We start from the raw sequence: 25,885 nt of genomic DNA, 5'->3' as shown, positions 1-25,885 counted from the left end.
CGAAGCGCCACCGGGCAAAAAAAAAGCGGAGACCATCGTCTCCGCTTTTTTTATGTCTGATTTTCAGACTATCTCTTGCGCGTACTGGAACAGCGCTTTCAGCAGCGCCTGTTTCTCTGCATTCCCTTCGTACTGACCGTAAAGCATCTCCAGCTCCTGGGCGTAATTGTGCAGATACTCTGGCGTAAACACGTTACGACGATGCTGCAGCCAGCGCTCCTGCTCTGTTTCATCCAGCGTGCCGGGGTAGTTACGTGCGCGGTAATTAAACATCAGCTTTTCGATGCGTTTATCGGCGAAAGTGATGTCCAGCGCCGGCAGGTTCCGCGGCTCGGTTTGCAGGACAATATTCATCGCTGCACGGTCGGCATCGCTGAAGAAGCCGTTGTAGAGCTGTGCATCGACGTTTTCCGACGGCACAAACGGCTCCGCTTCGGCGAAGATCGCGACCACTTTCTCGCGTACCTGCGGATTTTCGCGCAGCACTTTCAGGTTATCCAGGCAGTGCTGACGGTTAATGCCCAGCCTGTCAGCATCCTCCGGGCGCAGCGTATTCGCCTGCGCCAGTACCGGACATTTATTGATATGCACCAGTTTGACCGGCACCGCGGGCAGGTCACCAAGCTCATTTTTCGGGGTGTAGAGCCGTTCGCGCAGGGTATCGCTGTCAAGTTCCAGTAGCGGCGAAATATCGCCCGCTAAATCCACCATGATAACGGCGTTACGGTTGTCCGGATGCCACGCCAGCGGTGCCACCCAGCTTGTATTGCCGCGCCAGGCACCGAACATACCGGAGATATGCACCAGGGGTTTCATCTGCGGCACATCGATAAGGGTCATGAGCTTCTGCTTGCTGCGATGGCTCAGCAAATACTCAAACAGCCGGGGCTGCGCGGCTTTCACCAGCTTCGCCATGGCAATAGTGGCATAGACGTCCGCCATTGCGTCGTGGGCATTGCTGTGCTCAATGCCATTAGCGCGCGTCAGGTGTTCCAGGCGGAAGCTCGTCAGACCTTCCTCATTTTCCGGCCAGTTGATGCCTTCAGGACGCAGGGCATAACAGGCGCGCATGATATCCAGCAGATCCCAGCGCGAGTTGCGGTTCTGCCAGCTCCAGGCGTACGGATCGTAGAAGTTGCGATAGAAAACGTTGCGGGTCACTTCGTCATCGAAACGGATGTTGTTGTAACCTACCACGCAGGTATTGGGGACGGTAAACAGATCGTGGATGCGGCGTGCGAATTCCGCCTCGTTCACCCCTTTCTCCCGTGCTTCCTGAGGGGTGATCCCGGTGACCATGACCGCGCCTGGCTGCGGCAGGTAATCATCAGCAGGTTTGCAGTAAAAGACCTCAGGCTCGCCAATGATGTTGAATTCGTCGTCGGTACGGATGGCGGCAAACTGCGCCGGTCGGTCCAGCGCCGGGTGCGTGCCAAAGGTTTCATAGTCGTGGAATAAAAAAGTGGGGCGTGCGGCAGAGTCAGACACCAGTAATACCATCCTGTTAAAAAATGACGCCACTATGGTAAACGATCGTGCGGGTCAGACCGAATAAAAAGCGCCGCCGTGGTGCAAATTTGCGAGACAGATTCAGCGTGAAACCTGCGTTCTGTCACATTTTTTTGCAATTAAGCCAGGTAACGACATCAGAACTCCCGTAAAAAGGTCATCGATTTTTAATGACCTGAGGATATACCGTTGAAACGCCGTCTGTTTATTGCTGTTTCTTTACTCGCTTCGAGTATCTCATCTGCTTTTGCGGCCGAACCGCTGGATTTTTCCCCGCAGCCTCCGGCCATTCAGGCGGGCTCGTGGGTGCTGATGGATTACACGACTGGTCAGATCTTAACGGCGGGCAACGAACATCAACAACGTAATCCGGCGAGCCTTACTAAGCTGATGACGGGTTATGTGGTTGATCGGGCCATTGATAGCCATCGCATTACGCCGGATGACATTGTCACCGTAGGCCGTGACGCATGGGCCAAAGGGAACCCGGTTTTTGACGGATCATCCCTGATGTTCCTGAAAGAGGGCGATCGCGTTTCCGTGCGGGACTTAAGCCGCGGGCTGATTGTGGATTCCGGCAACGACGCCTGCGTGGCGCTGGCCGATCACGTAGCGGGTGGGCAGCCGCAGTTTGTGAAGATGATGAACGACTATGTGCAGAAGCTGAACCTGCGCGATACGCACTTTGAAACCGTCCATGGGCTTGATGCGCCGGGTCAACACAGCTCGGCCTATGACCTGGCCGTTCTCTCCCGGGCTATCATTCACGGTGAGCCTGAGTTTTACCATATGTACAGCGAAAAGAGTCTCACCTGGAACGGGATCACCCAGCAAAACCGTAACAGCCTGCTGTGGGATAAAACCATGAACGTGGATGGCCTCAAAACGGGGCACACTTCTGGCGCGGGCTTTAACCTGATTGCTTCCGCCGTTGACGGTCAGCGCCGTTTAATCGCGGTGGTGATGGGGGCGGACAGCCCGAAAGGGCGCGAAGACCAGGCCCGGAAACTGCTGCACTGGGGTCAGCAGAATTTCGATACGGTGCAGATTCTGCACAGCGGTAAAAAAGTAGGGACAGAGCGTATCTGGTACGGTGATAAAGAACAGGTAAATCTGGGTACGGATCAGGACTTCTGGCTGGCTTTACCGAAAGTGGAAGTGGCGAACATTAAGGCGAAATACGTTCTGGATAAAAAAGAGCTGGAAGCGCCGATTGCCGCACATCAGCGGGTTGGGGAGATCCAGCTCTATGACCGCGACAAAGTGGTGGCACACTGGCCGCTGGTCACCCTGGAACGTGTTGATAAGGGTGGGATTTTCTCTCGCCTCAGTGATTACCTGCACCAAAAAATCTAACCTTTCTGAGCAGACTGGCAGGGTTGCGAGTCTGCTCACATAATAAACACTCCTCGTTTGCCGATAATATTGTTCCTGTTTTATAGTGTATAAATATACAGTAATAAGCGGAGGCAGTATGGACTACAGCATCAAGCAGCAACAGAAGCGTAAGATTGCGGGTTTTCATCTTGTTGGGCCGTGGGAAAAAACGGTTAAGCAGGGATTTGAACAGCTGGTCATGTGGGTGGACGGACGTCACATTGAGCCGCTGGAGTGGGTGGCGGTCTACTACGATAATCCTGATGAGGTCCCGGCGGAAAAACTGCGCTGTGATACGGCCGTTACGGTACCGGAGGATTTTGTTATCCCGGATAACAGCGAAGGCGTCATGATGACGGAAATCGCGGCGGGTGATTATGCCGTGGCCACGGCGCGTGTGGAAAACTACGACTTTGCGACACCGTGGTATCAGTTCTTCAATTCCCTGTTGCAGGACAATAAATATCAGATGGCGCTCAAACCCTGCTTCGAACGCTATCTCAATGATGGCAACGCGGACGGTTACTGGGATATCGAAATGTTTATCGCGGTAGAGCACAAAACGGCTTAAGCCTGCTAAATGAAGGGTTTTTCAGCCAGGTGTGATCCGCCCGGCTGAAAACACAGTACAATTGTGATTTGCCGTGTAGCTGGAGAGCGGGTGTGCGTCCCGACAAATCATTAACGCCGTTTGAAATTCGTCTATACAAACATTACCGCGTGGTGCATGGGTGCCGCATTGCGCTGGCGTTCGTATTGACCTTTATACTGGTCCGACTGCTGGATGTTCCGGAGGGGACGTGGCCGCTGATCACGCTGGTGGTGGTGATGGGGCCTATCTCATTTTGGGGGAACGTTGTTCCTCGCGCCTTCGAGCGGATCGGCGGTACCGTTCTTGGCTCTGCGCTGGGGCTTATTGCCCTGAAGCTGGAGCTTATCTCATTTCCGGTCATGCTGGCATGGTGCGGTGCGGCCATGTTCCTCTGCGGTTGGCTGGCGTTGGGCAAACGCCCCTATCAGGCGCTGCTGATTGGTATCACCCTTGCAGTGGTGGTCGGCGCACCGGCCGGGGATATGACTACGGCGCTCTGGCGAAGCGGGGATGTCATCCTGGGCTCGCTGCTTGCCATGCTGTTTACCGGCATCTGGCCGCAGCGTGCTTTTTTGCACTGGCGTATCCAGATGGCCAGCTATGTTACCGCGTTTAACCGCGTTTACCAGGCCGGTTTCTCCCCCAATCTGGTTGAGCGCCCCCGGCTGGAAAAGCATCTGCAAACCATCCTTAATGACGTGGTCAAAATGCGCGGCCTGATTACCCCCGCGAGCAAAGAGACCCATATTCAGAAAGCGATTTTTGAGGCTATTCAGACCGTAAGCCGCAATCTGGTCTGCATGCTTGAGCTGCAGATTAACGCGCACTGGGCTTCTCGCCCAAGCCATCTGCTGATGCTCAACGCACATACGCTGAAAGAGACACAGCAGATGACGCAGCAAACCCTGTTGACCATCGCTCATGCGCTCTATGAAGGCAACCCGCAGCCGATACTGGCGAACAGCGAGCGTCTGAATGACATTGTGGCGGAGCTGAAAACGCTTATTAGCGAGCGGCAGGGTGATAACGTGGCGGAAACGCCCATTCATGGCTATGTCTGGTTGAGCCTGGAACTGGCTCGGCAGCTTGAACTGTTATCGCACCTCATTTGCCGGGCGCTGCGCAAATAAAACGCGGATGTGACGCCTGCTGCTTCGATTCAGCAGCAATTGGGGTTATGATAGCGTTAAACGATATAGTCATTGTCATTCGCAGCCGCTGTCAGTAAGGTTATTGATACAACGGTTGCTTTAACGAATCCGAATCTCACATTATCAGGGGTGTAAAAATGGAAACTACCAAGCCTTCGTTCCAGGATGTTCTGGAATTCGTCCGCCTGTTCCGCCGCAAAAACAAACTGCAGCGTGAAATCCAGGACGTTGAGAAGAAGATCCGTGACAACCAGAAACGTGTCCTGCTGCTCGACAACCTGAGCGACTACATCAAGCCAGGCATGAGCGTTGAAGCTATTCAGGGCATCATCGCCAGCATGAAGAGCGACTATGAAGACCGCGTGGATGACTACATCATCAAAAATGCTGAGCTGTCCAAAGAGCGTCGCGATATCTCTAAAAAGCTGAAAGTGATGGGCGAAATCAAAAACGGCGAAGCAAAAAGCGAGTAATCGCAGTGAATGGTGAAAAAGGCTCTCTGGTGACAGAGAGCCTTTTTTATTTTAGTAGGTCGGGTAAGGCGCAGCCGCCACCTGACAATTTTATCAGGCACAGAAAAGCAAAAAGCCTGCTTTAAAAGCAGGCTTTTTAAATTTGGCTCCTCTGACTGGACTCGAACCAGTGACATACGGATTAACAGTCCGCCGTTCTACCGACTGAACTACAGAGGAATCGTTGTGGAGGCTTATCTTAGCGGCGAAAAAACTTTTGTCAAACCTGATCTTAGAGAAAATCGACTGACTGCTGAATCTGTCGTCAGTTTGTTGTAAATCCACACATCTTTTTCAGGAAAATACTTTGCAGGATGAGCATTTCTCCCCCATCATTTGAAATGGAGTTTCAACTTTTCTCGCTAAGGTCCATTTTGAACGTCACTGCTCCTCTGCGCCAGGCGATCATGCGCACGCCCTGGTACGCAAAACGTAAAAGCTATCTTGTCCTCTTCTGGCGTGAAATCACCCCCCTTGCGGTGCCTATCTTTCTGGAGAATACCTGCGTACTGCTCATGGGGGTGTTGAGCACCTTCCTTGTCAGCTGGCTGGGGAAAGAGGCGATGGCGGGGGTTGGGCTGGCGGACAGCTTCAACATGGTGGTGATGTCCTTCTTCGCGGCTATCGACCTTGGGACAACGGTCGTGGTGGCCTTCAGCCTCGGCAAGCTTGACCCCAAACGGGCCCGCGAGGCGGCTCGCCAGTCGCTGATGATCATGACCATTTTTTCGATCGTTCTGGCGGCGGTGATCCACTATTTCGGTAAAGAGATTATCGACGTTGTCGCCGGGGAAGCCACGAACGAGGTGAAGGACCTGGCGCTAACCTACCTCGAAATGACCGTCATAAGCTATCCGGCCGCGGCTATCGCGCTGATTGGCAGTGGTGCGCTGCGCGGGGCGGGTAACACCAAAATCCCGCTGCTGATCAACGGCGGGATGAATATCCTGAATATCATCATCAGCAGCGTGCTGATCTACGGCGTGTTTTCATGGGATGGGTTGGGGTTCGTCGGTGCCGGTCTGGGGCTAACCATTTCTCGCTACATTGGTGCTGCGGCGATTATCGGGGTGCTGATGACGGGCATCACGCCTTCGCTGTGCCTTACGCTGAAAAGCTACTTCCGACCCTTTAACTTCGCCATTATCTGGGAAGTGATGGGGATTGGTATTCCCGCCAGTATTGAATCAGTGCTGTTTAACGGCGGTAAGCTGCTGACGCAGATGTTTGTCGCCGGTATGGGGACCGACGTTATCGCCGGTAACTTTATCGCCTTCTCCATCGCCTCGCTGATTAACCTGCCGGGTAACGCGCTGGGTTCTGCCTCGACCATCATCACGGGCAAACGGCTCGGGAAAGGGCAGATAGGCCAGGCGGAACGTCAGCTGCGCCACGTGTTCTGGCTGTCAACGATTGGCCTAACGGCGATCGCCTGGGGAACCGCCCCCTTTGCCGGGCTGATGGCCGCGTTTTATACCCATGAACAGGATGTGAAAGAGGTTGTTAAGATCCTTATCTGGCTCAATGCCGCGTTTATGCCCATCTGGGCGGCCTCATGGGTGCTACCCGCGGGTCTGAAAGGGGCGCGTGATGCTCGTTTTGCGATGTGGGTGTCGATGCTCGGCATGTGGGGATGTCGGGTTGTGGCGGGTTATACGTTAGGTGTGGTACTTGGCTGGGGCGTGGTGGGTGTCTGGCTGGGAATGTTCCTTGACTGGGCCGTGCGCGGGGCGCTGTTCTACTGGCGTATGGTCAGCGGGCGCTGGCTATGGAAATATCCGCGACAAAATGCCTGACAAATGTGCGAAATGGAGAATAAATCGGCAAACGATCGGAAATCTGCATTCTGCCTTTGACATCCCGGGGGAGCATCGATAATATGCGCCCCGTTCACACGATTCCTCTGTAGTTCAGTCGGTAGAACGGCGGACTGTTAATCCGTATGTCACTGGTTCGAGTCCAGTCAGAGGAGCCAAATTTAAAAAGCCTGCTTTTAAAGCAGGCTTTTTGCTTTTTAATCTCTGGAAGTATTGCCCGGTGGCGCTGCGCTTACCGGGCCTACTTGTTCCGTAGGCCGGGTAAGGCAAAGCCGCCATCCGGCAAAAGCCGCACTATCGAGCCAAACTAATCGGCGCCGTCGCCTCAATCAGCCACGGACGCGCCTCGCTATTCACCAGCGGTGACAGCGCCTCGCGAACCTGCTGATGATATTCATCCAGCCACTGCTTTTCCTGCCCGGTCAACAGCTGCAATTCCACCTGGCTTAAATCAATCGGGATCAGCGTTAGCGAAGAAAACGTGCAGAACCCCGGGCGGCTTTCAACAATTTCCACCTGGTTTTCAATGCGGATACCGTGGCTGCCGCCCAGATAATACTCCGGTTCAATGGTCATGATATTGCCCGCCACCAGTGGCCAGGGGTTAACCTTTTTGGCGATGCGGTGTGGGTTTTCATGGATAAGAAGCTGATGCCCCACGCCATGTCCCGTTCCGTGATCGTAATCCAGCCCCATTTCCCACAGCGGACGTCGCGCGAAAGCGTCCAGCTGATGCCCGTGTGTGCCGGATGGGAACTGCAGGGTTATCAGCGACAGAAAGCCTCTCAGTACGGCGGTATAATGCATACGCTGCTGCGGGGGAACATGACCCCAGGCAAGCGTGCGCGTGGCGTCGGTGGTGCCGTTAGTGTACTGACCGCCAGAATCATTCAGGTAAAAATGATCGTGGCCGATGGGTTTGTTGCTGGCCTCGCTGGAGTGATAGTGGCACATCGCCGCGTTGCTCGAAGAGGCGGAAATGGTCGCAAAGCTCTGCTCGATAAAGCCGGGCTGCTGTTTACGGAACGCGAGCTGTTGCGCCTGTACTTCGAGCTCGGTTAACGGATTCCCAGCCGCTTCACGTCGCGGCACTTCACGGCTCAGCCAGGCCAGGAAGTTGACCCACGCGGCGCCGTCCTGGTGATGACATTCACGATACCCTGCCAGCTCGACCGGGTTTTTGGTGGCTTTCAGCAGGGTGATCGGATCGGTCTGCCAGACGATCTCCCCCTGGGGTTCAATGGCGAAGCGCAGGGCTACCGGTGCGGAATCGGCATCGACCATCACTCGTTTACCTTCCGCAATTTCTCGGCAGCGTTCGATAAAGGCGTCCTGTGGCGCAGTGGCGAGCGTGTTACGCACGGCTTCGGGCAGGGCGCTGAGCTTAATGTCGTTAACAAACCACTCCACGTGACCGTCGCGACGCAACAGGGCAAAAGAGAGCGGTACCGGGCTGGTGGGGATATCTGACCCGCGTACGTTGAGCAGCCAGGCAATGTTATCCGGCAGCGTAACCGCCAGATAATCAGCATTGTTCGCGGCCAGCACGGCGGCAACGCGCTGACGTTTGTCTTCGCTGCTTTCACCGCTTACCGCAACCGGCATTTCACGGATCGGCCCCGCCGGTGCGGCAGGACGATCGATCCAGAGCGTGTCAAACGGTGAGGCATTCAGCGGGACGAGCTCACACGGCGTGGCAGAAAGTTGCGTAAACTCGGTATTTGTCATCAGCAGTGGATCAAAACCGATGCGCGTGACGGGCTCGACGTTTGCCGCCAGCCATGCTGCCAGCGGTTCATTGTGCAGATGATGAATTTCAATCTCATCCAGGTTGACCTGAACGCGGGCCTGCACCTGATAGCGCCCGTCGACGAACAGCAACGCCTTGTCTTTCAGAACCAGCGCCAGGCCAGCCGAGCCGTCAAAGCCCGTCAGCCAGGCCAGTTTTTCATCATACGGCGCGCAGTATTCACTCTGCCAGGCATCCGCGCGCGGGACGATCATCCCGTCGAGATGGTTTTCCTGAAGCCACCGGCGCAGGGCCGCTAAGGGTGATGAGGTTGACATGCATTTTCCTTAATAGTTATCAGCGGAACGGTGGCTCGTTGAAGGTACGCAACTTGCGGGAATGCAGTTTGTCACCTTCCGCCCGCAGCAAATCAATGGCGCGAATGCCAATTTGCAGATGTTCGGATATCGCCCCTTCATAGAAGCGGTTGGCCTGACCCGGCAGCTTGATTTCGCCATGCAGCGGCTTATCGGACACGCAGAGCAAGGTGCCGTAAGGCACGCGGAAGCGATACCCCTGCGCGGCAATGGTGGCGCTTTCCATATCAATCGCCACCGCACGGCTCAGGTTGAACCGCAGCGCGGAGGCGGAGTAACGCAGCTCCCAGTTACGGTCATCGGTAGTGACCACCGTACCGGTGCGCAGGCGCTGCTTAACCTCTTCACCGGGCATGCCGCTCACCTCTTTGGTGGCGTCATACAGCGCGCGCTGCACCTCAGCGATGCTCGGAATCGGAATGTCTGGCGGCAGCACGGCGTCGAGAACGTGGTCGTCGCGTAAGTAGGCGTGGGCCAGCACGTAATCGCCAATCAGCTGGCTTTCGCGCAGGCCGCCGCAATGGCCGATCATCAGCCAGACGTCCGGGCGCAGTACCGCCAGATGGTCGCAGATGGTTTTGGCGTTCGACGGCCCCACGCCGATGTTGATCAGCGTGATGCCCTGGCCGTCGGCGGTGATCAGGTGCCAGGCAGGCATCTGGTGCTTTTTCCATGCCAGGTCGGAAATGGCCTGCTCGGGCGCTTCGGTCTCTGCGGTGATCCAGATCCCGCCCGCACAGGAGAGCGCGATGTACGGGCTTTCCGGGTCAAGGATCTGGCTGCAGCCCCAGCGGACAAACTCATCGACGTAACGGGTGTAGTTGGTAAACAGCACGAACGGCTGGAAATGCTCGGCGGGCGTGCCGGTGTAGTGGCGCAGGCGTGCCAGCGAGAAATCCACCCGGCGGGCATCAAAGTGCGAGAGGGGAGAAAATTCTGCCGGGTGATAAATCCCGTCTGCCGTTTCATCGCCAATCTGTGAAAGCTCGGTGGTTGGGAAATGGCGGGTCAGTCCCGCGCTCATGGAACGATCAAGGGTTAGCGCCGAACCGTCAATCACGTAAGGATACGGGATCTCATGCTGTGAAGGTTCTACGGCAATGTGTGCGCCGTAATCCTGGTATAACAGCGTGAGTTGCTCTTCAAGATAAGGGCGGAACAGTGCAGGGCGGGTGACGGTGGTGCTGTAGCAGCCGGAGTGGGTAAAACGGGCATAGGCGCGGGTTTTTGGCGTCGTGCTGGCGCTGCCATCCCAGGTCACAGAGAGCGATGGATAAACAAAAAGGCCCTCACTTCTGGCCTTTTCGTCGGGAAGTTTCCCTGTTTCGATATATTCGCTGATGGCGCTGCGCAGCGCGTTGACGGACTGTTCGTACAGTGCGTCGAGTTTTTCCAGCGCCTGAGCCGGGGTCAGGCTGGAGCCCTTATTATTCATCTCTGTCTCCTTGTTCCACAGGTGTGCGACTCTACCCGATAGTATGTCACACGCCTGTGAAACAAAAGGGAGATCAGCTGTGGCGCGTCTCTTTCATCAGTAGCGCCGTCGCCGCTGACAGCAGGCATCCAGCCAGCAGATAAATCGCCACGCTGTGCCAGTTTCCCCCGGAGAAGGTCACCAGCGCGGCGGCAATAAACGGCGTGAAACCGCCGCCGACCACGCTGGCAACCTGGTAGCCCACACCCGCGCCGCTGTAGCGATAGCTCGCACCAAACAGTTCGGTAAACATCGGCTGTTGTACGCAGACCACCATATCGTGAGCGATGTTCGCGAGCATAATGGCGAAGAAGACAATCCAGAACACAGACTGCGCCTCCAGCGCCATAAAGAACGGCCAGGCGCTGAGGGTACCAATCAGCGCGCCGGTGATATAGACGCGACGGCGGCCAAATCTGTCCGCCAGCCAGGCGAAACAGGGGATAGTCAGGCAGCTGATCCCGCCGACCACCAGACCAATATTCAGGAATAGCTCACGCGGCAGACCGAGATTTTGCGTCGAGTAGTTCAGGGCAAACGCGGTGACGATGTACATCGTCAGCAGCTCACACAGGCGCAGGGCGATAATTTTCAGAAAAGCGCCAGGGTGCCGGACGAGGGCTTCCATAACCGGAAGGCGTTTTTTGACGGAAGGCTTTTCCTGCTGCTTTTCGAATTCTGCCGACTCCTCCATCCCGTTACGGATCCACAGCGCGGCAATGACCAGCACGATGCTGAAGATAAACGGAATGCGCCAGCCCCAGCTCAGGAACTGCTCGTCGGTGGTGTAATGGCTGATGAGTGACACCAGCCCGGTCGACAGCAGCAGCCCCACGCCATATCCCACCTGTACGCCGCTGCTGTAGAACGCTTTCCGGTTTTTCGGTGCGCTCTCAACGGATAACAGTGCCGCGCCGCCCCATTCGCCGCCTACGGCGAAGCCCTGGATGGCGCGCAGTATCACCAGCAATATCGGTGCCCACCAGCCAATGGCGGAAAACGAAGGGAGAATGCCAATCAGCGCGGTGGCAATCCCCATCATCCAGACGGTAAGCATTAGCATACGTTTGCGGCCCAGCCGGTCGCCGAAGTGGCCGAAGATCACCCCACCAAGCGGACGAAACAGGAACCCGACGCCGAAGGTGGCAAATGCGGCGAGGGTGCCCATCGCGGGGCTGACCTGGGGGAAGAATTCACGGTTAAACACCAGCGCGGCGGTGATACCGTAGAGCAGAAAATCATACCAGTCGACGACGGCGCCCGCGAAGCTGCCGAGGGCGGCGCGACGGGCACGATTGAGCGAAGGGGTCTCCTCGCCGGGTCGTTCGGAGATGAGGGTGGAGTCCATAGTTGTCCTGTCCATACTGATTTTAATTATTGGTATAAGAAAAGGTCACTCACATAGCAGCCGTCATATAAACGGAACCTATGAGACTACCGCGACAGGCAGCCTGTGCAAACTGATTTTATCTCCTGATGGGTAATGCAAAACGGCTACGCTATGCTTAACAAATAGCGAAGCGACTGAGGAAGGGAAGATGCGTCGTACAGAGGTGTTGGGTTGTCTTGCTGCATTACTGATCAGCCACAGCGTGCAGGCGGTGAGTTATCCCTTACCACCGACGGGCAGTCGTCTGGTGGGCAGCTCGCAGGTCATCATCGTGCCGGATCGCAATACGCTACCGCTGGAGGCGTTTGCCGCGCGCTACGGACAGGGCCTAAGCAATATGCTGGAAGCAAACCCGGGCGTGGATCCTTTTCTGCCTACGTCCGGCACCCGGCTGGTGATCCCCCAGCAACTGATTTTGCCCGACACCGTCCGCGAGGGGATTGTCGTTAACTTGGCGGAAATGCGTCTCTACTATTATCCACCGGGCAGTAATACCGTTGACGTATTGCCCATCGGCATCGGTCAGGCCGGGCGTGAAACTCCGCGAAACTGGGTAACGGCCGTTGAGCGTAAGCAGGAGGGGCCCACCTGGTCTCCGACGCCGAATACGCGGCGCGCCTATGCGGCAGAGGGGAAAACGCTTCCGGCCTTCGTGCCCGCCGGGCCGGATAACCCGATGGGCCTGTATGCGATATATATCGGCAGGCTGTATGCGATTCACGGCACCAACTCGAATTTCGGTATCGGGCTACGGGTTAGCCAGGGATGTATTCGTCTGCGTAACGCCGATATCAAATATCTTTTCGATAATGTTCCCGTGGGCATCCGTGTGCAGATTATCGATCGCCCCGTTAAAGTGACGACAGAGCCGGACGGTAGCCGGTGGGTGGAGGTTCACGAACCGCTATCACGCAATCGGGCGGAATTCGAGTCAACCCGGAAAGTGCCTCTTCCCATTTCGGCCGCGCAGCGGACACAGTTGATTAACGAGGGCGCGGGAGCGGAGCTGGAACGTCGGTCGGGGTTGCCGGTTAAGATCGGTATGTGAGGTGATTTTCGCCGGGTGGCGGCTTCGCCTTACCCGGCCTACGATTCGAGGTTTTTGTAGGTCGGGTAAGGCGAAGCCGCCACCCGACAATTTTATCAGGCACAGAAAAGCAAAAAGCCTGCTTTAAAAGCAGGCTTTTTAAATTTGGCTCCTCTGACTGGACTCGAACCAGTGACATACGGATTAACAGTCCGCCGTTCTACCGACTGAACTACAGAGGAATCGTGTGAACGGGGCGCATATTATCGACGTCAGCCGCGCTTGTCAAAGGGTGGATCAACGCCTTTTGATCGTTTGCTGACAAAATCGGCAATGTGATGTTTTTGACAGCGTAATGCACCGCTTTGGTGCGTATATACCTCTAATGGGGCAGATCATAAACTGCTGTTTCAGTAATAAAACCCCCCTCCATGATTAGGTTTCCTTATTTTCAGGCGATTAGCGAGGAATTCAGACCGCCCGGTAAAAGTGGCATTCATATTGCAAAACCTGTTCAACAACGATAGCCAGTACCGGCAAAGCATTTCGAACAGGGGGCAAAATGAACTTAAGACGACTGAAATACTTCGTAAAAATCGTCGATATCGGCAGCCTGACTCAAGCGGCAGAAGTGCTGCATATCGCGCAGCCTGCGCTGAGCCAGCAGGTGGCTACTCTGGAAGGCGAGATGGATCAGCAATTATTGATTCGTACCAAACGCGGCGTCACGCCAACGGAAGCCGGAAAAATTCTTTATACCCATGCCCGCACTATTCTGCGCCAGTGCGAACAGGCGCAACTGGCGGTCAACAACGTCGGCCAGACCCTCAGCGGGCACGTTTCCATTGGTCTTGCGCCCGGCACTGCGGCGTCTTCTATCACCATGCCGCTGCTGCAGGCCGTTCGTGCTGAGCTACCGGAAGTGCTGGTCTATCTGCACGAGAACAGCGGTTCGGTACTCAATGACAAACTGCTCAATGGCCAGCTGGATATGGCGGTCCTTTACGATCGTTCTCCGGTCGCCGGGATCACCAGCCAGCCGCTGCTGAAAGAAGATCTCTACCTCGTGGGCACCCGCGACTGTCCGGGGCAGAGCGTCGATCTTACCGCCGTGGCAGAAATGAACCTCTATCTGCCGCGTGATTACAGCGCCGTGCGTGTGCGCGTGGATGAAGCATTCTCCCTGCGTCGCCTGACGGCCAAAATCATCGGCGAGATCGACTCACTCTCCACGCTGACCGCGGCCATTGCCAGCGGAATGGGCGTCACCGTGTTGCCAGAATCCGCAGCGCGCTCGCTCTGCAGTGCGGCAAATGGCTGGATGGCACGGATCACTACGCCTTCGATGAGCCTGCCGCTGTCGCTCAACATGTCCGCACGCGGCTCGCTGACGCCACAGGCGCAGGCGGTAAAAGAGATTTTGATGTCGCTGGTCAGCAAGCCATCGCTTGAGAACCGTGAACTCCAGCTCGTGAGCTGATATTCCATAAAAGCATAAGTTGCGGGTTTTTATTATTTGTTCTGCAGTGCGGCTGACTCTAACAATAGCGTTATGTCAGATGCGCCGGAGTGAATCGTGAATTTCCAGCAACTTAAAATTATCCGTGAGGCGGCCAGGCGGGATTACAACCTGACCGAGGTCGCCAATATGCTTTATACCTCTCAGTCCGGCGTCAGTCGCCATATCCGCGAGCTGGAAGAAGAACTGGGGATAGAGATTTTTATCCGTCGCGGCAAACGTCTGCTTGGCATGACGGAGCCGGGCAAAGCCTTGCTGACCATTGCGGAGCGGATCCTCAACGAAGCCAGCAATGTGCGCCGCCTGGCGGATCTCTTCACGAATGACGCCTCGGGCGTCCTCACCATCGCCACCACCCACACCCAGGCGCGTTACAGCCTGCCGCCGGTGATTAAAGCTTTCCGTGAACTTTTCCCTGACGTCCGCCTGGAGCTTATCCAGGGGACGCCGCAGGAAATTGAAGTGCTGCTGCAAAACGGTGGGGCAGATATCGGCATTGCCAGTGAACGCCTGAGCAACGACCCGCTGCTGGTGGCTTTTCCCTGGTTCCGCTGGTATCACAGTTTGTTGCTCCCCGCCGATCATCCGTTGAATCAGGTTTCGCCCCTGACGCTGGAAGACATTGCCAAATGGCCGCTGATTACCTATCGCCAGGGCATTACCGGACGCTCGCGCATTGATGAAGCCTTCAACCGCAAAGGGCTCACGCCGGACGTGGTGCTGAGCGCACAGGACTCTGATGTAATCAAAACCTACGTAGAGCTCGGGCTGGGCATAGGTCTGGTGGCAGAACAGTCCAGTGGCGAACGCGAGGGGGGAGATCTGGTGCGTCTTGATACACGTCATCTGTTTGATGCTAATACCGTATGGCTCGGCCTGAAGCGTGGACAGCTGCAGCGCAACTATGTGTGGCGCTTTATCGAACTTTGCAACGCCGGGCTGTCCGTTGATGAGATTAAACGTCAGGTGATGGAGCCAGAAGAAGTGGCGATTGATTATCAGATTTAAGCCCTTTCTAGCACCCGTCTCCGTCGACAAGAAGCACAAGCCTGCAATTAAAGCAGGCTTTTTTATTGAAACCGTTTAATTTCCTGACCGCTTATTCTTAAGAATACCCTGATTAACAACGATACTCTGTAACGTCATAAGGTTGTCTTATATTTAAATATTTCTCATATTTTCCATTGAGTTACATATAAAAATAAATAACGAAATATGATTCTTTTAGGTGAGGGTAATATTTGCGTGCGGTAAAAACTCGCGGTTAAATAAAAGAGTCATTATTTTAATACTCAGCTCATTTAATTGCCGTTATCTGCGGGAAATTTTCTGCCTTATTTATCATTTAATTTTATTAATTTAGATATTGATTGGTTAGCTGTGCTTACAGCTTATCCAGGAAATGCTTACTTAATTACCTGCTAAATTTCAGGTCAATTTTTTGTTATTTTTTCTGGACAAATTTGATTGGGTTGTAATATGTTTGTTTCACCCTGTGATGAAAGGCATGACATTGTGGAATCAAAAAGACTTATTACTTCTGGCAGCAGCTGGGAGGAGGCTTTCGGTTTCTCGCGAGCGGTAGAAGCAGACGGTTGGCTATATATTTCGAAAACGGGACCTCTTAATTCTTGTGGTGAGATTGAATCTGATGACATCTCACTGCAAACGGAATGCGTTCTGAATAAGATCAAGGGGATACTTGAATCCAGTGGTTATGCAATAGACGATGTAATACAAAGCAGGCTGTATCTGACTGAAATTGAAGAATGGCAGCAGGTAGCGCGTATCCATGGGCACTATTTCCGTGATTCCCGACCTGCATTTACGTTATTGCATGTCTTACCGTTTCCCGAGAAAAAAATGAAAGTAGCAATTGATATTGTGGCAAAAAAAAGACAGGGGGCGATTAATGAGTGATATCGCGCAAGAAAATCCGGTTTCGCCGTTATTTATCTGGTTCGCCAGCATCGCGGCGGGTACGGCTATGGCAAATAACTATATTCTTCAGCCCGTATTGCCCGCTATCGCGGCATCTTTGCAGTTGCCTCTGTTTTATACCGGCTTCATTGCGGCGAGCATGCAAATAGGTTATATGCTGGGAATACTGTTTCTTGTTCCGCTTGGAGACAGCGTTAACCGTAAGAAACTGATTATTTCTCAGTTTATTCTCCTCTCACTTGCGCTCTTCGCCGCTTCCCTGACCCGTCAGCCGTTGCTCCTTTTTAGCGCGGGAATAGTGACAGGCGCCATGGCGACAAGCGCAGTGCAACTGAATGCGCTTGGATTTCACATTACGCCAAAAGGCGCTACGGTCGGACTGATCACCATGGGCATTTCGGCAGGAATACTGCTCGCGAGGCTCGTGGGCGGCAGTCTGGCCGATGCGCTTGGCTGGCGAGGGATGCTGGCCATCGTCGCAGCCGTTATGGCCTCCATGGCGCTACTGGCCATCAGATGCCTGCCTGATGTTAAACCCGCAAGGGAGACGGGGTATCTGAGCGTCATGGCGCAATTGCCGGGCTTGCTGCGTAACGTGCGGCTTATTGAATCTGCCGTCACCGGAGGGGCATGGTTTTTCGTCTTTAGCCTGTTATGGGTGACCATCATGCTTCATCTGCAAAGACCGCCACTCCATCTGCCAGCGGGAACAGCCGGATTATTTGGCCTGGCGGGTATCGTCGGTCTTGTACTGGCGAACTATGCGGGGAAACTGGCTGACCGCTTCGGGTGTCGCAGCGTGATTTTTGGTGGAATGGTATTTGTGGTTGCGGGAATAGCCATACTGTTTCTCTTTCCTGCGTCCTTACCGGGAATTACGCTGGGCATTATATTATTCGATTTAGGGTGTTTTGCCGCGCAGGTGGCTAACCAGACGCGTGTTCTCGGATTACATCCGGATAAAAGAAGCAGCCTCTATGCGCTTGGTGATGCTGCCAACTTACTGATTTAGTGTATGATGGTGTTTTTGAGGTGCTCCAGTGGCTTCTGTTTCTATCAGCTGTCCCTCCTGTTCAGCTACTGACGGGGTGGTGCGTAACGGCAAAAGCACTGCCGGACATCAGCGCTATCTCTGCTCTCACTGCCGTAAAACATGGCAACTGCAGTTCACTTACACCGCTTCTCAACCCGGTACGCACCAGAAAATCATTGATATGGCCATGAATGGCGTTGGATGCCGGGCAACCGCCCGCATTATGGGCGTTGGCCTCAACACGATTTTCCGCCATTTAAAAAACTCAGGCCGCAGTCGGTAACCTCGCGCATACAGCCGGGCAGTGACGTCATCGTCTGCGCGGAAATGGACGAACAGTGGGGATACGTCGGGGCTAAATCGCGCCAGCGCTGGCTGTTTTACGCGTATGACAGGCTCCGGAAGACGGTTGTTGCGCACGTATTCGGTGAACGCACTATGGCGACGCTGGGGCGTCTTATGAGCCTGCTGTCACCCTTTGACGTGGTGATATGGATGACGGATGGCTGGCCGCTGTATGAATCCCGCCTGAAGGGAAAGCTGCACGTAATCAGCAAGCGATATACGCAGCGAATTGAGCGGCATAACCTGAATCTGAGGCAGCACCTGGCACGGCTGGGACGGAAGTCGCTGTCGTTCTCAAAATCGGTGGAGCTGCATGACAAAGTCATCGGGCATTATCTGAACATAAAACACTATCAATAAGTTGGAGTCATTACCTATTGCCTGATATTTCATCATCTCCCTGCGTGTTTTTCAGAAAGTCCCGGGCGGCTTCAGTAGAAAGATTATCTGAGCCAATCGCGTTGAAAAGGCGATATAACAGTCGTTTCTTTGCTTCTTCCGGGTAAATATAGCCAGAGAAATTATACTGGAATGCTGCATTCTCCAGCATTTGCCGTTCCTCCACTGGACGCCGTGCAATTCCTTTGCTGACCAAATCGATAGCATCTTTACGGGTGTCTTCGTTCCGGATAAACGCTTCCTGCGCGGCAATGGGCCAGAGAAAATCAACCAGGCTATCATTACGTTCATTTGCCGCCAGAAAGAGCCTGGCCCAGAAGATTGCCAGTGAGGCTTTTTGACGAAAAAGTTCTGCGAGAACTAACACGTCTGGTTCAGTCGCGCTTTTCAAATGCTGAAATAGTTTCTTAACCAGTACTTCTCCGTCATGCGCGTGTTCGCCTGTAGGATTGTACGCCCAGATGTGGCTGTGATCGGCTTTAAGAGAGATATCATTCCCGGAAATGGATAAATGCATCACTGGGGAATCGACAGGATGGTGCCGGGCAACATATCCATTTAAAGCGTTAACGGCAGCATCAACAGCCTGCTCTGGATGTTGTTCGAGAAAATGGGAGAAAAACTCACCGAGGGAATAACGAGCCGATTCATAGTCCTGTCGGGCGTTTGATCTCAGAGGGAGAATTCGGCTGTTCCCCAGCGTTGTTTCCCGTTCTTCGGTGACATCGTAGCTGTAGACAAACTCGAATACGCTGGCAACAAACTCAGGAGCATAATCTGCGATTTTCTTGATGTTGTAACAGAGAATGGGAATTTCCTCTGAACCAAAATGCTGGAGACGTTTGACGGAAATAATTTGCTCCAGTAAACGGCAAGATGCATCAACATCGGTATTGATCGTATCTGCAACGAAAGGTATAGCACTTCTGACAAAATAGCCCGGCTGACTCTGCTCAAGGCCATAAGAAAGCACGGCGCGGCAGGCTGTACCCAGAATATTGCGTAGATCAGGATCAGTCACCTGCTTAGTAATCGGATGCAGCAAAAATCGCAATGTCTCCGCGACTTTATTGATGTCAGGCGTTAAAGCAGAGACCAGATATACCCACGGAAGCAGAGCCACGTCTTTTTCATCTTCAAACCGAATTGCCAGCGCGCCGCAGAGATGACTGAGTGTGGAAATAACGTTCTGATCGTCCATTGCCACACGTTTAGCGAGCCAGAGCAGGTCGTTTTGTGCAACAGGATATTCAGCCGCAATCCGGCCTGTTGCACTACGGATAATGGGATCGCCATCGCTATCATTAACCAGATGACTTACCGCTTGCCAGAAACCGTGATGATCTTCGTTATAATCCCAGATCTCCTGGAGCACAAAACCCAGTGCGGGAGAAAGCAACAATCCCTGAGCCTGCTGTTTAGGGAAACGCAAGGTTCCCGCAATGAGTGCGTCAGGATCGAATGATATTTTTGCCGCAGCATAGTCAAAGAGCAGATGATGACGAAACTGTACCCAGCGATCGCTAGCCTCCCTGACGACAACGCCTTCACGAGAGAGTGTATCAATCATATCGGCATCTGTGCCTGTCAACAGAGATGGAGCCCTGAGTGAACGAGTGGCAATCATATGATCAACCAGAGCCTTAAGACACTGCCGGGCATTCAGCCCATGTTTCTCAACGCGATACTGCCAGTAGAGTTTTAATAATTCGCTCTGGGATGAAATACGACTCAGATTAATATCCGCATATTGCGAAACCAGGTCGGCCAGCAATCGTGTATTAAACGGTACTTTTGCTAAATCGCGAAGCCTGTCAGAAAGCTGCTTAAGTGCTGCTGTCAGCGCCGAAGATTGTTCCAGTAACTGGCTGAATTCGTTATCTGACCAGCGTGGAATAACAATATGGCGAACCGAAGAAAACTGCGTATCGGCACGTTCCGTCACTGGAGGATGCCCCTTAAACAGATCGCGAAGCTTCACCCCCATACGCAAATCGAAACTGCGAATAGAGGCAATAACGCGCCATCGCCCCTTTTGATTCAGTACCTGTTCAATCAGGGGACGAAAAACAGCCTCACCTTTACCCCCACGGGTCGCATCCAGTGCATCAATAATCAGCCAGCCGTGAGACGTACCATCCCATGCTTCAAGCACTTCAGTCAGACAATGATCCAGCCGGAGTTCACGGCTCAGTCCTTCGAGTGACTCAACCGAATAGTGATCAACCGCCAGTTCAAGAACATCGTCCCCACGATTGCGCAGGCTACGTGCCAGCGCATTCAGTACGCCGCTTTTACCGGCTCCGGGTTCACCAATAATTAATAGCGAGCCGGACTGCACAGCTTGCTCAACCGCATCCTGGCATTCCCTGCGCAAGGTAATCGGCTGGCCGGAGGGATTATCGATGGTTTCATACTGCTGCAAGGCATTGGCAACGTGCTGAGAGTGGCGGATAAGTTGATGAATATCCGCCTGATATTGTGGCGGTGCGGCCAGTTTAATCCCTTTTCCTGCCAGCAGGTTACGTAATAATAATGCATCACAGCCACCACGTCGGGACATTATCTCCCCACAGGTGGTGACAAGAATACTCAGGGCTGCTGCTGAGTCAGTTTCTCTGGCAAGACTGCGGCTAAGTCGCATCTGAAGTGTTGATGCGATATTTTCAACATCAACAACGTGAACGACAATCAGACGGGCAAGTTCGGCTAACAGATCTGATGGCCGGGGCTCCGTGGTAATTCGGCACCACGCCGTCAACACACAGCGTTCGAAAATATCAGACGCTGATTTCTGTTTCCTGTTCATAGCTCCGCGGCCTTGCTGGGAAAGATGGCGTAACGCGGCGGAAAGATCGGTCCGAACAGTCGCTGATGCTTTGATACTTACGGCTAAAATCAGCCGATCTTTCTCCGGCGACAGAGGGCGGTTCCATTCCAGAGAACCATCACCATCCCGACAGGTTAGCCAGTGTTGGACGAACTGTTCAATTGTCCGGTAAAAAGGACTCTTTTCTTTATCTGAAAGTGGGACCGTTGTTTTTGCCTGAATTGCAAGAAATCCGCCCACAGAAGTTGCCACAAGAATATCGTCAACTGGCGCTTCAGTTTCGAAACGAAGCCGAACAGGTGCTGCATCACCCAGTACTAATGAAGGATCCAACGGGTCATTACTCAGGATCTGAGCGGCGAAAAACGCGCCTAATTGTTGTTGAAAGATAATACCGCTGCTGGTTGCCGCGCCACCACCGTTTGAGGGACCGCTCATATTCGTATCAGACAAGTTTCACCTTCATAGCATGAATTCCGTGTTGGCGTTTATTTTACGGACAGGCGATTGGTAAAACAAAGAGATAAAAGTACAGTACCCGGGTAAAACCGTCATTGCGACATAATGGCGCATTCGCACTTTTTTTATGTCGTGCGTTCGGCTACATCTCTATTGGCGGCTGGGGGGGTATCGCAAGGTGCATCGGTGTAGGTATGACCGGTAAGACCAACTCCGTTCAGTTCACCATCCGTAAGATTGGTCTCTTCGGTGGTGGAATTTAAATTCACATACCGGAGGTTGCCTTATGGCTATACTCCTCACTCAGACACACCCGTCACTTGTTGTTCCCTTTAATGCCACCACGGATTTCACCATACACACCAGTCACTACGAAACCTTTGTCGAAACCCTGATTGAAAGCAACGATCCCTCGTTGAAAATGGCGCTTTGCGGGAGAATCAACACCTGTCTGACGCTGCTGTAACCCACACTGTTAGAGCCAGTTCCTCCCCATCTGGTTGAAAGCCTGACCGTTGACACGCTTCCTGCGACCACTCCCCGTTTTGAGCCTGAATGTACGGAGCTTTGTAGTTACTGCCTTGCTATCACGCAAACCCTGTCGGGGCTGGGATTTGCCTCTGAAACGGAGAAGCACCTTTGCTGGCTGCTGTACGACCTGATTAATTACTTCGCAGCGAAAATGAAAGCCCCGCGTTGGTTGCGTACTGCCGGTGGCATGAAGTTTATCGACGGTGTGGAGGTCAAAGTATGACGCAGCCTGACTGGCATCCTGCCGACATCATCGCCGGGCTGAAAAAACGTGGCATTTCGCTGTCAGCGCTTTCGCGTCAGGCGGGGCTGGCATCCTCCACGCTGGCAAATGCGCTTACCCGCCGCTGGCCTAAAGGCGAAAGATTGATTGCTGGAGCGTTAGATGTTGCGCCTGAAAAAATCTGGCCTTCACGCTATCTCTGATGTCCCTACGGCGCAGCCCATATACGGAAGCTGCGCCGCATTTCGTTTATCTGATCCGTCATAATCCTTTGAATCGCAAAAACAGTTTTCTATTATCGGCCTTCTTACCACGAATTAAGCTACCGCCTGCATGAAATGCTTCATGACCTGAAAGAAGCGACTGATGTATCAGGAGGGTCGCCGTTTTACCGGCAATGCCGCCTTTGAAAACTGTCGGATCCATCCTTCGATGGATTAATGCTTTCTTCTCGCATTATTACGCTAAGGAAATCGCAATGAATCTGATGAATAATTGTGCATCGGCTGCCTCAGATGTTATATTAAAATATAATATTCGGAGGTGCTCTATGTATACCACTCGCCTGAAAAAGGTTGGCGGATCCGTCATGCTGGCGGTTCCTCCCGCCGTGCTGAAAACGCTTGGGTTGTCAACGGACAGCGAAGTCGGCATGACCATAAATAATGGCTGCCTGATTATTGAACCCCAGAAACGGCCCCGTTATTCGCTTGAGGAACTGCTTGCACAGTGCGATCCGCACGCCGAAATGAGCGACGAGGGTCGGGAATGGATTGATGCGCCTGTGGTGGGCAAGGAGATCCTGTAAATGGACAGAGGGGAAATTTGGCTCGTCTCACTGGATCCTACAGCTGGACATGAACAAAGCGGAAAACGTCCGGTGCTTATCGTATCGAAGGCATCTTTTAACAAGCTGACCCGGTTACCCGTTGTTGTTCCCATCACCAGCGGTGGAAACTTTGCACGTACAGCCGGTTTTACCGTCTCCCTGGACGGTGCGGGAACAAAAACGATGGGCGCTATTCGCTGCGACCAGCCCAGAACCATTGATATGGCTGCCCGGAGCGGCAAGCGGCTGGAACGCATACCAGACGCTGTGGTGAATGAGGTGCTTGCCAGGCTGGATGCGATTCTGAATTAACATCTGAGACGCAGAAAAGCAAAAAGCCTGCTCTAAAAGCAGGCTTTTCAAATTTGGCTCCTCTGACTGGACTCGAACCAGTGACATACGGATTAACAGTCCGCCGTTCTACCGACTGAACTACAGAGGAATCGTGTGAACGAGGCGCATAGTAGCGACCTCAGTTCGTCTTGTCAAAGGGGGAAAACGTACTTTTCGTTCGTTTGCCGACAATTTCAGCAAATCGCTGATTTTATAGCAAATTCGCGCTGAAATTACGCAGCAAATTGCGCCGCCCGCAGGCGGCGCGCAGGATTAGAACAGTACGGAGTAGTTCAGACCAAACGTACGGCCACGGCCTTTATAGGTATACAGACCTGGTGCACCGTAGGTTGGGCTATACAGCCCCGGCGCGCGCTGACCCCAGGCGGTGGTGTAGTCTTTGTCCAGCACGTTTTCCACGCTGAAGCTCACTTTACCCACCGGCAGGGCGTAGCTGCCCAGGAAGTCGACCGTGTTATAGCCATCGATCTTCTTGCCGTCCGCATCTGACACGTCAAAGGTCTGCGTGCTCTGCACGCGCAGGGTCCAGTCGCCCGGCGCCCAGTTGACCCATGCGCTGGCTTTTGACGGGCTGGCGCTGTCTACCGTCAGCTTCTCCCATTTACCGTTTTCGCGGGTTTCAGACTTAATGGCGTTAAAGTTCGCGCCCGTGCTCCAGTCGCTGTCGGTGAAGAAATAGTCCACCTGGCCTTCAATCCCGTAGATACGACGCTTGTCGTCTTCGAGGTTGATGGTCATGTCCGTCTTGTTGATGGTGATCGTTTTGTCCGAGAGCGAGTAGTACGCCGCGACCTGGGTACGCAGGTTATCGCCGGTGTAGCGCCAGCCCAGTTCGTAAGCGTTGACCTTGATGCCATCGAGCGTCGAGTCGTTCACGTTCACGCTGTTCAGCAGGCGATAGTGACCGTTGCTGAGCTGATAAGTCCCGGAACCGTAGTACTTCGCCAGATCCGGGATTTCAAAGCCCTGGGAGAAGTTAAACCACAGCTGCTGCTGTTCGGTCAGACGACCGAGGATCCCGGCGTTAAACAGGTAGTTGTTGTAATCGGTTTTCCCGCCCGGCACCGCGTCTGCGGAGGTGGCTTTCCCGGTTGCAATGGCCTGCTGCTGGGCGTAACCCACAAAATCGTCCACCTTGTTTTCGGTGTACTGGTAGCGCACGCCGCCGCTCAGGGTGATGGCGTCAATGTCGTAGCTGGCCTGCAGGAACGGGGCGAGGTTGGTAATGCTGTAACCCGGGTAGCGGCCCACGTTATAGGCATTATCAAGCTCCATGCCGCCGCTCGCCGCTGCTTTGCTCAGATCAAAGAACTGCTGATTGGCATCGAAGGTTTCATGGTCGGCATCCACACCCCAGGTCAGGGTTAAATCATCCACCGGTTTGCTGTTCAGCGTCAGCTTGCCGCCGTAAAAATCGGTTTTCTGCTGCGACGCACCGATGCTGCTCACGACGCCTTTGGTCAGGGTCGGGAAGGGGTAGTAGGTCAGGCTTTCGTCACGATAGTAAATCTGCGCAACCAGATCCTGGCCCCAGAAGTCGGTATTGGAGTATTGCAGGTTAATCAGATGACGCTCGGTACCCGGTATACGGTCAGAATCGAGATTACCTTTGTTATAGGCAGTCGCATCGCCCGTGACCGCCGAGAAGTTTTTCCCGAGGTACAGGCCATGCTTGCCGTCGGACTCGCTCTTATAGTACTGCGTCGTGAGCTGAAGCTGCTGGTGTTCATCAATGTTGAGGGTGCCGGTCCCCATCACATCAATACGGTCGGAATACTGTAAGCCGGTCTGGGTGTTATCAATGATCACCTCGTCGCCGTTGCCGTCATACCAGCCGCCGTAACGCTGATACGACACCGACAGACGACCCGAGGCGTTGTCGTTGCCGCCGCTGACCGCCGCCGACACGTTCTCATCGTGGTCGTTGTGGCTGTTAAAGCCGCTTTTTGCTCCGGTCTGGAACTCAACTTCGGTCTCAGGCTGGCCTTTTTTGGTGACGATGTTCACCAGGCCGCCGGTGCTGCCGCCGCCGTAGAGGGACGTGGCGCCGGAGATCACTTCGATACGGTCAATGTTGAACGGATCGATGGAGTCGAGCTGGCGGCTGTCGCTGCGGGAGGAGTTCAGGCGCACGCCGTCCACCATCACCATCATCGAGCGGCCGCGCAGGTTCATACCGTAGTTGGTACGCCCCTGGCTGCTGACGTCCATGCCCGGGATCAGCTGCGCTAGGACTTCTTTAATCTCCTTTCCGCCCTGAACCTGCTGCTCAATTTCAGACCGTTCAATAACCCACGTGGTCTGCGCCATCTCGGCCACGCTGCGGTGTGCACGGCTGGCGGAGACCACGATATTTTCTTCCTTTTGTTCTTCCGCCCACGCAGAGGTAGAAAGCATTGCAAGCAAGCAAGGATTTAAAACCCAAAGATGAGAACGTTTCATTGTTATGTTGATCCTGATTGTGTGT

Annotated in this window: 20 protein-coding genes, 4 tRNA genes and 1 pseudogene; 16 read left to right on the top strand and 9 right to left on the bottom strand. The window is 53.9% G+C overall.

All coding sequences use genetic code 11. From position 1 onward, the window contains the following. Positions 1-63 precede the first annotated feature (63 nt). Positions 64-1,500, bottom strand: coding sequence for an exodeoxyribonuclease I (gene sbcB / locus BFV64_RS14550; RefSeq protein WP_369900359.1), 1,437 nt, complete (start codon positions 1,498-1,500; stop codon positions 64-66). Between the two features lie 198 nt (positions 1,501-1,698). On the opposite strand from sbcB, the gene dacD reads away from it, so the two are divergent. The 4 genes from dacD (at position 1,699) to BFV64_RS14530 (ending at position 5,102) form a co-directional block, all read left to right on the top strand. Next, on the top strand, positions 1,699-2,865 hold the full coding sequence (dacD, locus tag BFV64_RS14545) for a serine-type D-Ala-D-Ala carboxypeptidase DacD (protein ID WP_069602218.1): 1,167 nt from the start codon (positions 1,699-1,701) through the stop codon (positions 2,863-2,865). Positions 2,866-2,983: 118 nt separating this feature from the next. Further along, positions 2,984-3,457 carry a DNA gyrase inhibitor SbmC gene (sbmC, locus tag BFV64_RS14540; protein ID WP_014884460.1) on the top strand — a complete coding sequence of 158 codons (474 nt, stop codon included), beginning with the start codon at positions 2,984-2,986 and terminating at the stop codon, positions 3,455-3,457. A 92-nt stretch (positions 3,458-3,549) separates the two neighbouring features. Beyond that, a complete protein-coding gene (locus tag BFV64_RS14535; protein WP_014884459.1) occupies positions 3,550-4,608 on the top strand; it encodes an FUSC family protein in 1,059 nt (352 codons plus the stop codon). Positions 4,609-4,766: 158 nt separating this feature from the next. Beyond that, the gene (locus BFV64_RS14530) at positions 4,767-5,102 is read left to right on the top strand and encodes a DUF496 family protein (protein ID WP_008499467.1); all 336 of its coding nucleotides are present in this window, start codon (positions 4,767-4,769) and stop codon (positions 5,100-5,102) included. A gap of 143 nt (positions 5,103-5,245) precedes the next feature. Here BFV64_RS14530 and BFV64_RS14525 read toward each other — a convergent pair. Further along, positions 5,246-5,321, bottom strand: a tRNA-Asn gene (locus BFV64_RS14525). Between the two features lie 161 nt (positions 5,322-5,482). On the opposite strand from BFV64_RS14525, the gene emmdR reads away from it, so the two are divergent. Together emmdR and BFV64_RS14515 are read left to right on the top strand one after the other, a co-directional pair. Further along, positions 5,483-6,937: a multidrug efflux MATE transporter EmmdR gene (gene emmdR, locus BFV64_RS14520; protein ID WP_137984561.1), complete on the top strand. Its 1,455-nt coding sequence runs from the start codon at positions 5,483-5,485 to the stop codon at positions 6,935-6,937. 103 nt (positions 6,938-7,040) lie between these two features. Next, positions 7,041-7,116: transfer RNA gene (locus BFV64_RS14515), tRNA-Asn, on the top strand. A gap of 136 nt (positions 7,117-7,252) precedes the next feature. Here the strand turns inward: BFV64_RS14515 and BFV64_RS14510 are convergent. The 3 genes from BFV64_RS14510 to shiA form a co-directional block, all read right to left on the bottom strand. Beyond that, positions 7,253-9,025 carry an aminopeptidase P family protein gene (locus BFV64_RS14510; RefSeq protein WP_069602216.1) on the bottom strand — a complete coding sequence of 591 codons (1,773 nt, stop codon included), beginning with the start codon at positions 9,023-9,025 and terminating at the stop codon, positions 7,253-7,255. Positions 9,026-9,044: 19 nt separating this feature from the next. Beyond that, entirely contained in the window at positions 9,045-10,499 is a 1,455-nt protein-coding gene (locus tag BFV64_RS14505) for an AMP nucleosidase (protein WP_014884456.1), read from the bottom strand. A 73-nt stretch (positions 10,500-10,572) separates the two neighbouring features. Continuing rightward, positions 10,573-11,886, bottom strand: coding sequence for a shikimate transporter (shiA, locus tag BFV64_RS14500; RefSeq protein ID WP_045134945.1), 1,314 nt, complete (start codon positions 11,884-11,886; stop codon positions 10,573-10,575). 190 nt (positions 11,887-12,076) lie between these two features. Here shiA and ldtA point away from each other — a divergent pair, with 190 nt between their 5' ends. Further along, on the top strand, positions 12,077-12,976 hold the full coding sequence (gene ldtA, locus BFV64_RS14495) for a L,D-transpeptidase (RefSeq protein ID WP_069602215.1): 900 nt from the start codon (positions 12,077-12,079) through the stop codon (positions 12,974-12,976). Between the two features lie 145 nt (positions 12,977-13,121). Here ldtA and BFV64_RS14490 read toward each other — a convergent pair. After that, positions 13,122-13,197 (bottom strand) — tRNA-Asn (locus BFV64_RS14490). A gap of 320 nt (positions 13,198-13,517) precedes the next feature. On the opposite strand from BFV64_RS14490, the gene nac reads away from it, so the two are divergent. The 5 genes from nac to BFV64_RS14465 all read left to right on the top strand — a co-directional run bounded on the left by nac (position 13,518) and on the right by BFV64_RS14465 (position 18,153). Then, positions 13,518-14,435, top strand: a complete 918-nt coding sequence (gene nac / locus BFV64_RS14485; protein ID WP_014884446.1) for a nitrogen assimilation transcriptional regulator NAC — start codon at positions 13,518-13,520, stop codon at positions 14,433-14,435. A 96-nt stretch (positions 14,436-14,531) separates the two neighbouring features. Next, positions 14,532-15,482 (top strand): HTH-type transcriptional regulator Cbl, encoded by a 951-nt coding sequence (gene cbl / locus BFV64_RS14480; RefSeq protein WP_023330849.1) that lies wholly within the window; start codon positions 14,532-14,534, stop codon positions 15,480-15,482. Positions 15,483-15,989: 507 nt separating this feature from the next. Beyond that, the gene (locus BFV64_RS14475) at positions 15,990-16,394 is read left to right on the top strand and encodes a Rid family hydrolase (protein WP_032629102.1); all 405 of its coding nucleotides are present in this window, start codon (positions 15,990-15,992) and stop codon (positions 16,392-16,394) included. Continuing rightward, complete coding sequence (locus BFV64_RS14470; protein WP_069602214.1) at positions 16,387-17,427, top strand: MFS transporter; 1,041 nt, start codon at positions 16,387-16,389, stop codon at positions 17,425-17,427. The genes BFV64_RS14475 and BFV64_RS14470 overlap by 8 nt, the downstream gene beginning before the upstream one ends. A 28-nt stretch (positions 17,428-17,455) precedes the next feature. Next, positions 17,456-18,153 (top strand): IS1-like element IS1B family transposase gene (locus tag BFV64_RS14465; protein WP_095033700.1). Its coding sequence is split into 2 segments (ribosomal slippage): positions 17,456-17,705 and positions 17,705-18,153, totalling 699 coding nucleotides; the frame shifts between segments, so codons are not numbered across the junction. Between the two features lie 10 nt (positions 18,154-18,163). Here the strand turns inward: BFV64_RS14465 and BFV64_RS14460 are convergent. Then, a complete protein-coding gene (locus BFV64_RS14460; RefSeq protein ID WP_235611120.1) occupies positions 18,164-21,475 on the bottom strand; it encodes an NACHT domain-containing protein in 3,312 nt (1,103 codons plus the stop codon). Between the two features lie 292 nt (positions 21,476-21,767). Between BFV64_RS14460 and BFV64_RS14455 the strand changes: the two are divergent. The 4 genes and pseudogenes from BFV64_RS14455 to BFV64_RS14440 all read left to right on the top strand — a co-directional run bounded on the left by BFV64_RS14455 (position 21,768) and on the right by BFV64_RS14440 (position 23,376). After that, positions 21,768-22,235: pseudogene (locus BFV64_RS14455) on the top strand (hypothetical protein). After that, positions 22,232-22,438, top strand: coding sequence for a helix-turn-helix domain-containing protein (locus tag BFV64_RS14450; protein WP_045134955.1), 207 nt, complete (start codon positions 22,232-22,234; stop codon positions 22,436-22,438). Before BFV64_RS14455 ends, BFV64_RS14450 begins: the two are co-directional and overlap by 4 nt. Before the next feature lie 347 nt (positions 22,439-22,785). After that, the gene (locus BFV64_RS14445) at positions 22,786-23,043 is read left to right on the top strand and encodes an AbrB/MazE/SpoVT family DNA-binding domain-containing protein (RefSeq protein ID WP_045134956.1); all 258 of its coding nucleotides are present in this window, start codon (positions 22,786-22,788) and stop codon (positions 23,041-23,043) included. Continuing rightward, positions 23,044-23,376 (top strand): type II toxin-antitoxin system PemK/MazF family toxin, encoded by a 333-nt coding sequence (locus BFV64_RS14440; RefSeq protein ID WP_045134957.1) that lies wholly within the window; start codon positions 23,044-23,046, stop codon positions 23,374-23,376. 54 nt (positions 23,377-23,430) lie between these two features. Here the strand turns inward: BFV64_RS14440 and BFV64_RS14435 are convergent. Further along, positions 23,431-23,506: transfer RNA gene (locus BFV64_RS14435), tRNA-Asn, on the bottom strand. 164 nt (positions 23,507-23,670) lie between these two features. Continuing rightward, a complete protein-coding gene (locus BFV64_RS14430) occupies positions 23,671-25,860 on the bottom strand; it encodes a TonB-dependent siderophore receptor (protein WP_063614372.1) in 2,190 nt (729 codons plus the stop codon). Positions 25,861-25,885 lie beyond the last annotated feature (25 nt).

The organism is Enterobacter kobei (assembly GCF_001729765.1).
Lineage (GTDB): Bacteria > Pseudomonadota > Gammaproteobacteria > Enterobacterales > Enterobacteriaceae > Enterobacter > Enterobacter kobei.
The sequence above is the reverse complement of the archived record's forward strand: the minus strand, read 5'-3'. Positions and strand labels throughout refer to the sequence as shown.

Bases quoted from the DNA above. Each gene is read 5' to 3' on its own strand.
- sbcB (WP_369900359.1), bottom strand. From the start codon at position 1,500: ATGGTATTACTGGTGTCTGACTCTGCCGCACGCCCCACTTTTTTATTC.
- sbmC (WP_014884460.1), top strand. From the start codon at position 2,984: ATGGACTACAGCATCAAGCAGCAACAGAAGCGTAAGATTGCGGGTTTT.
- BFV64_RS14530 (WP_008499467.1), top strand. From the start codon at position 4,767: ATGGAAACTACCAAGCCTTCGTTCCAGGATGTTCTGGAATTCGTCCGC.
- emmdR (WP_137984561.1), top strand. From the start codon at position 5,483: ATGGAGTTTCAACTTTTCTCGCTAAGGTCCATTTTGAACGTCACTGCT.
- BFV64_RS14510 (WP_069602216.1), bottom strand. From the start codon at position 9,025: ATGTCAACCTCATCACCCTTAGCGGCCCTGCGCCGGTGGCTTCAGGAA.
- BFV64_RS14505 (WP_014884456.1), bottom strand. From the start codon at position 10,499: ATGAATAATAAGGGCTCCAGCCTGACCCCGGCTCAGGCGCTGGAAAAA.
- shiA (WP_045134945.1), bottom strand. From the start codon at position 11,886: ATGGACTCCACCCTCATCTCCGAACGACCCGGCGAGGAGACCCCTTCG.
- ldtA (WP_069602215.1), top strand. From the start codon at position 12,077: ATGCGTCGTACAGAGGTGTTGGGTTGTCTTGCTGCATTACTGATCAGC.
- nac (WP_014884446.1), top strand. From the start codon at position 13,518: ATGAACTTAAGACGACTGAAATACTTCGTAAAAATCGTCGATATCGGC.
- BFV64_RS14470 (WP_069602214.1), top strand. From the start codon at position 16,387: ATGAGTGATATCGCGCAAGAAAATCCGGTTTCGCCGTTATTTATCTGG.
- BFV64_RS14450 (WP_045134955.1), top strand. From the start codon at position 22,232: ATGACGCAGCCTGACTGGCATCCTGCCGACATCATCGCCGGGCTGAAA.
- BFV64_RS14445 (WP_045134956.1), top strand. From the start codon at position 22,786: ATGTATACCACTCGCCTGAAAAAGGTTGGCGGATCCGTCATGCTGGCG.
- BFV64_RS14440 (WP_045134957.1), top strand. From the start codon at position 23,044: ATGGACAGAGGGGAAATTTGGCTCGTCTCACTGGATCCTACAGCTGGA.
- BFV64_RS14430 (WP_063614372.1), bottom strand. From the start codon at position 25,860: ATGAAACGTTCTCATCTTTGGGTTTTAAATCCTTGCTTGCTTGCAATG.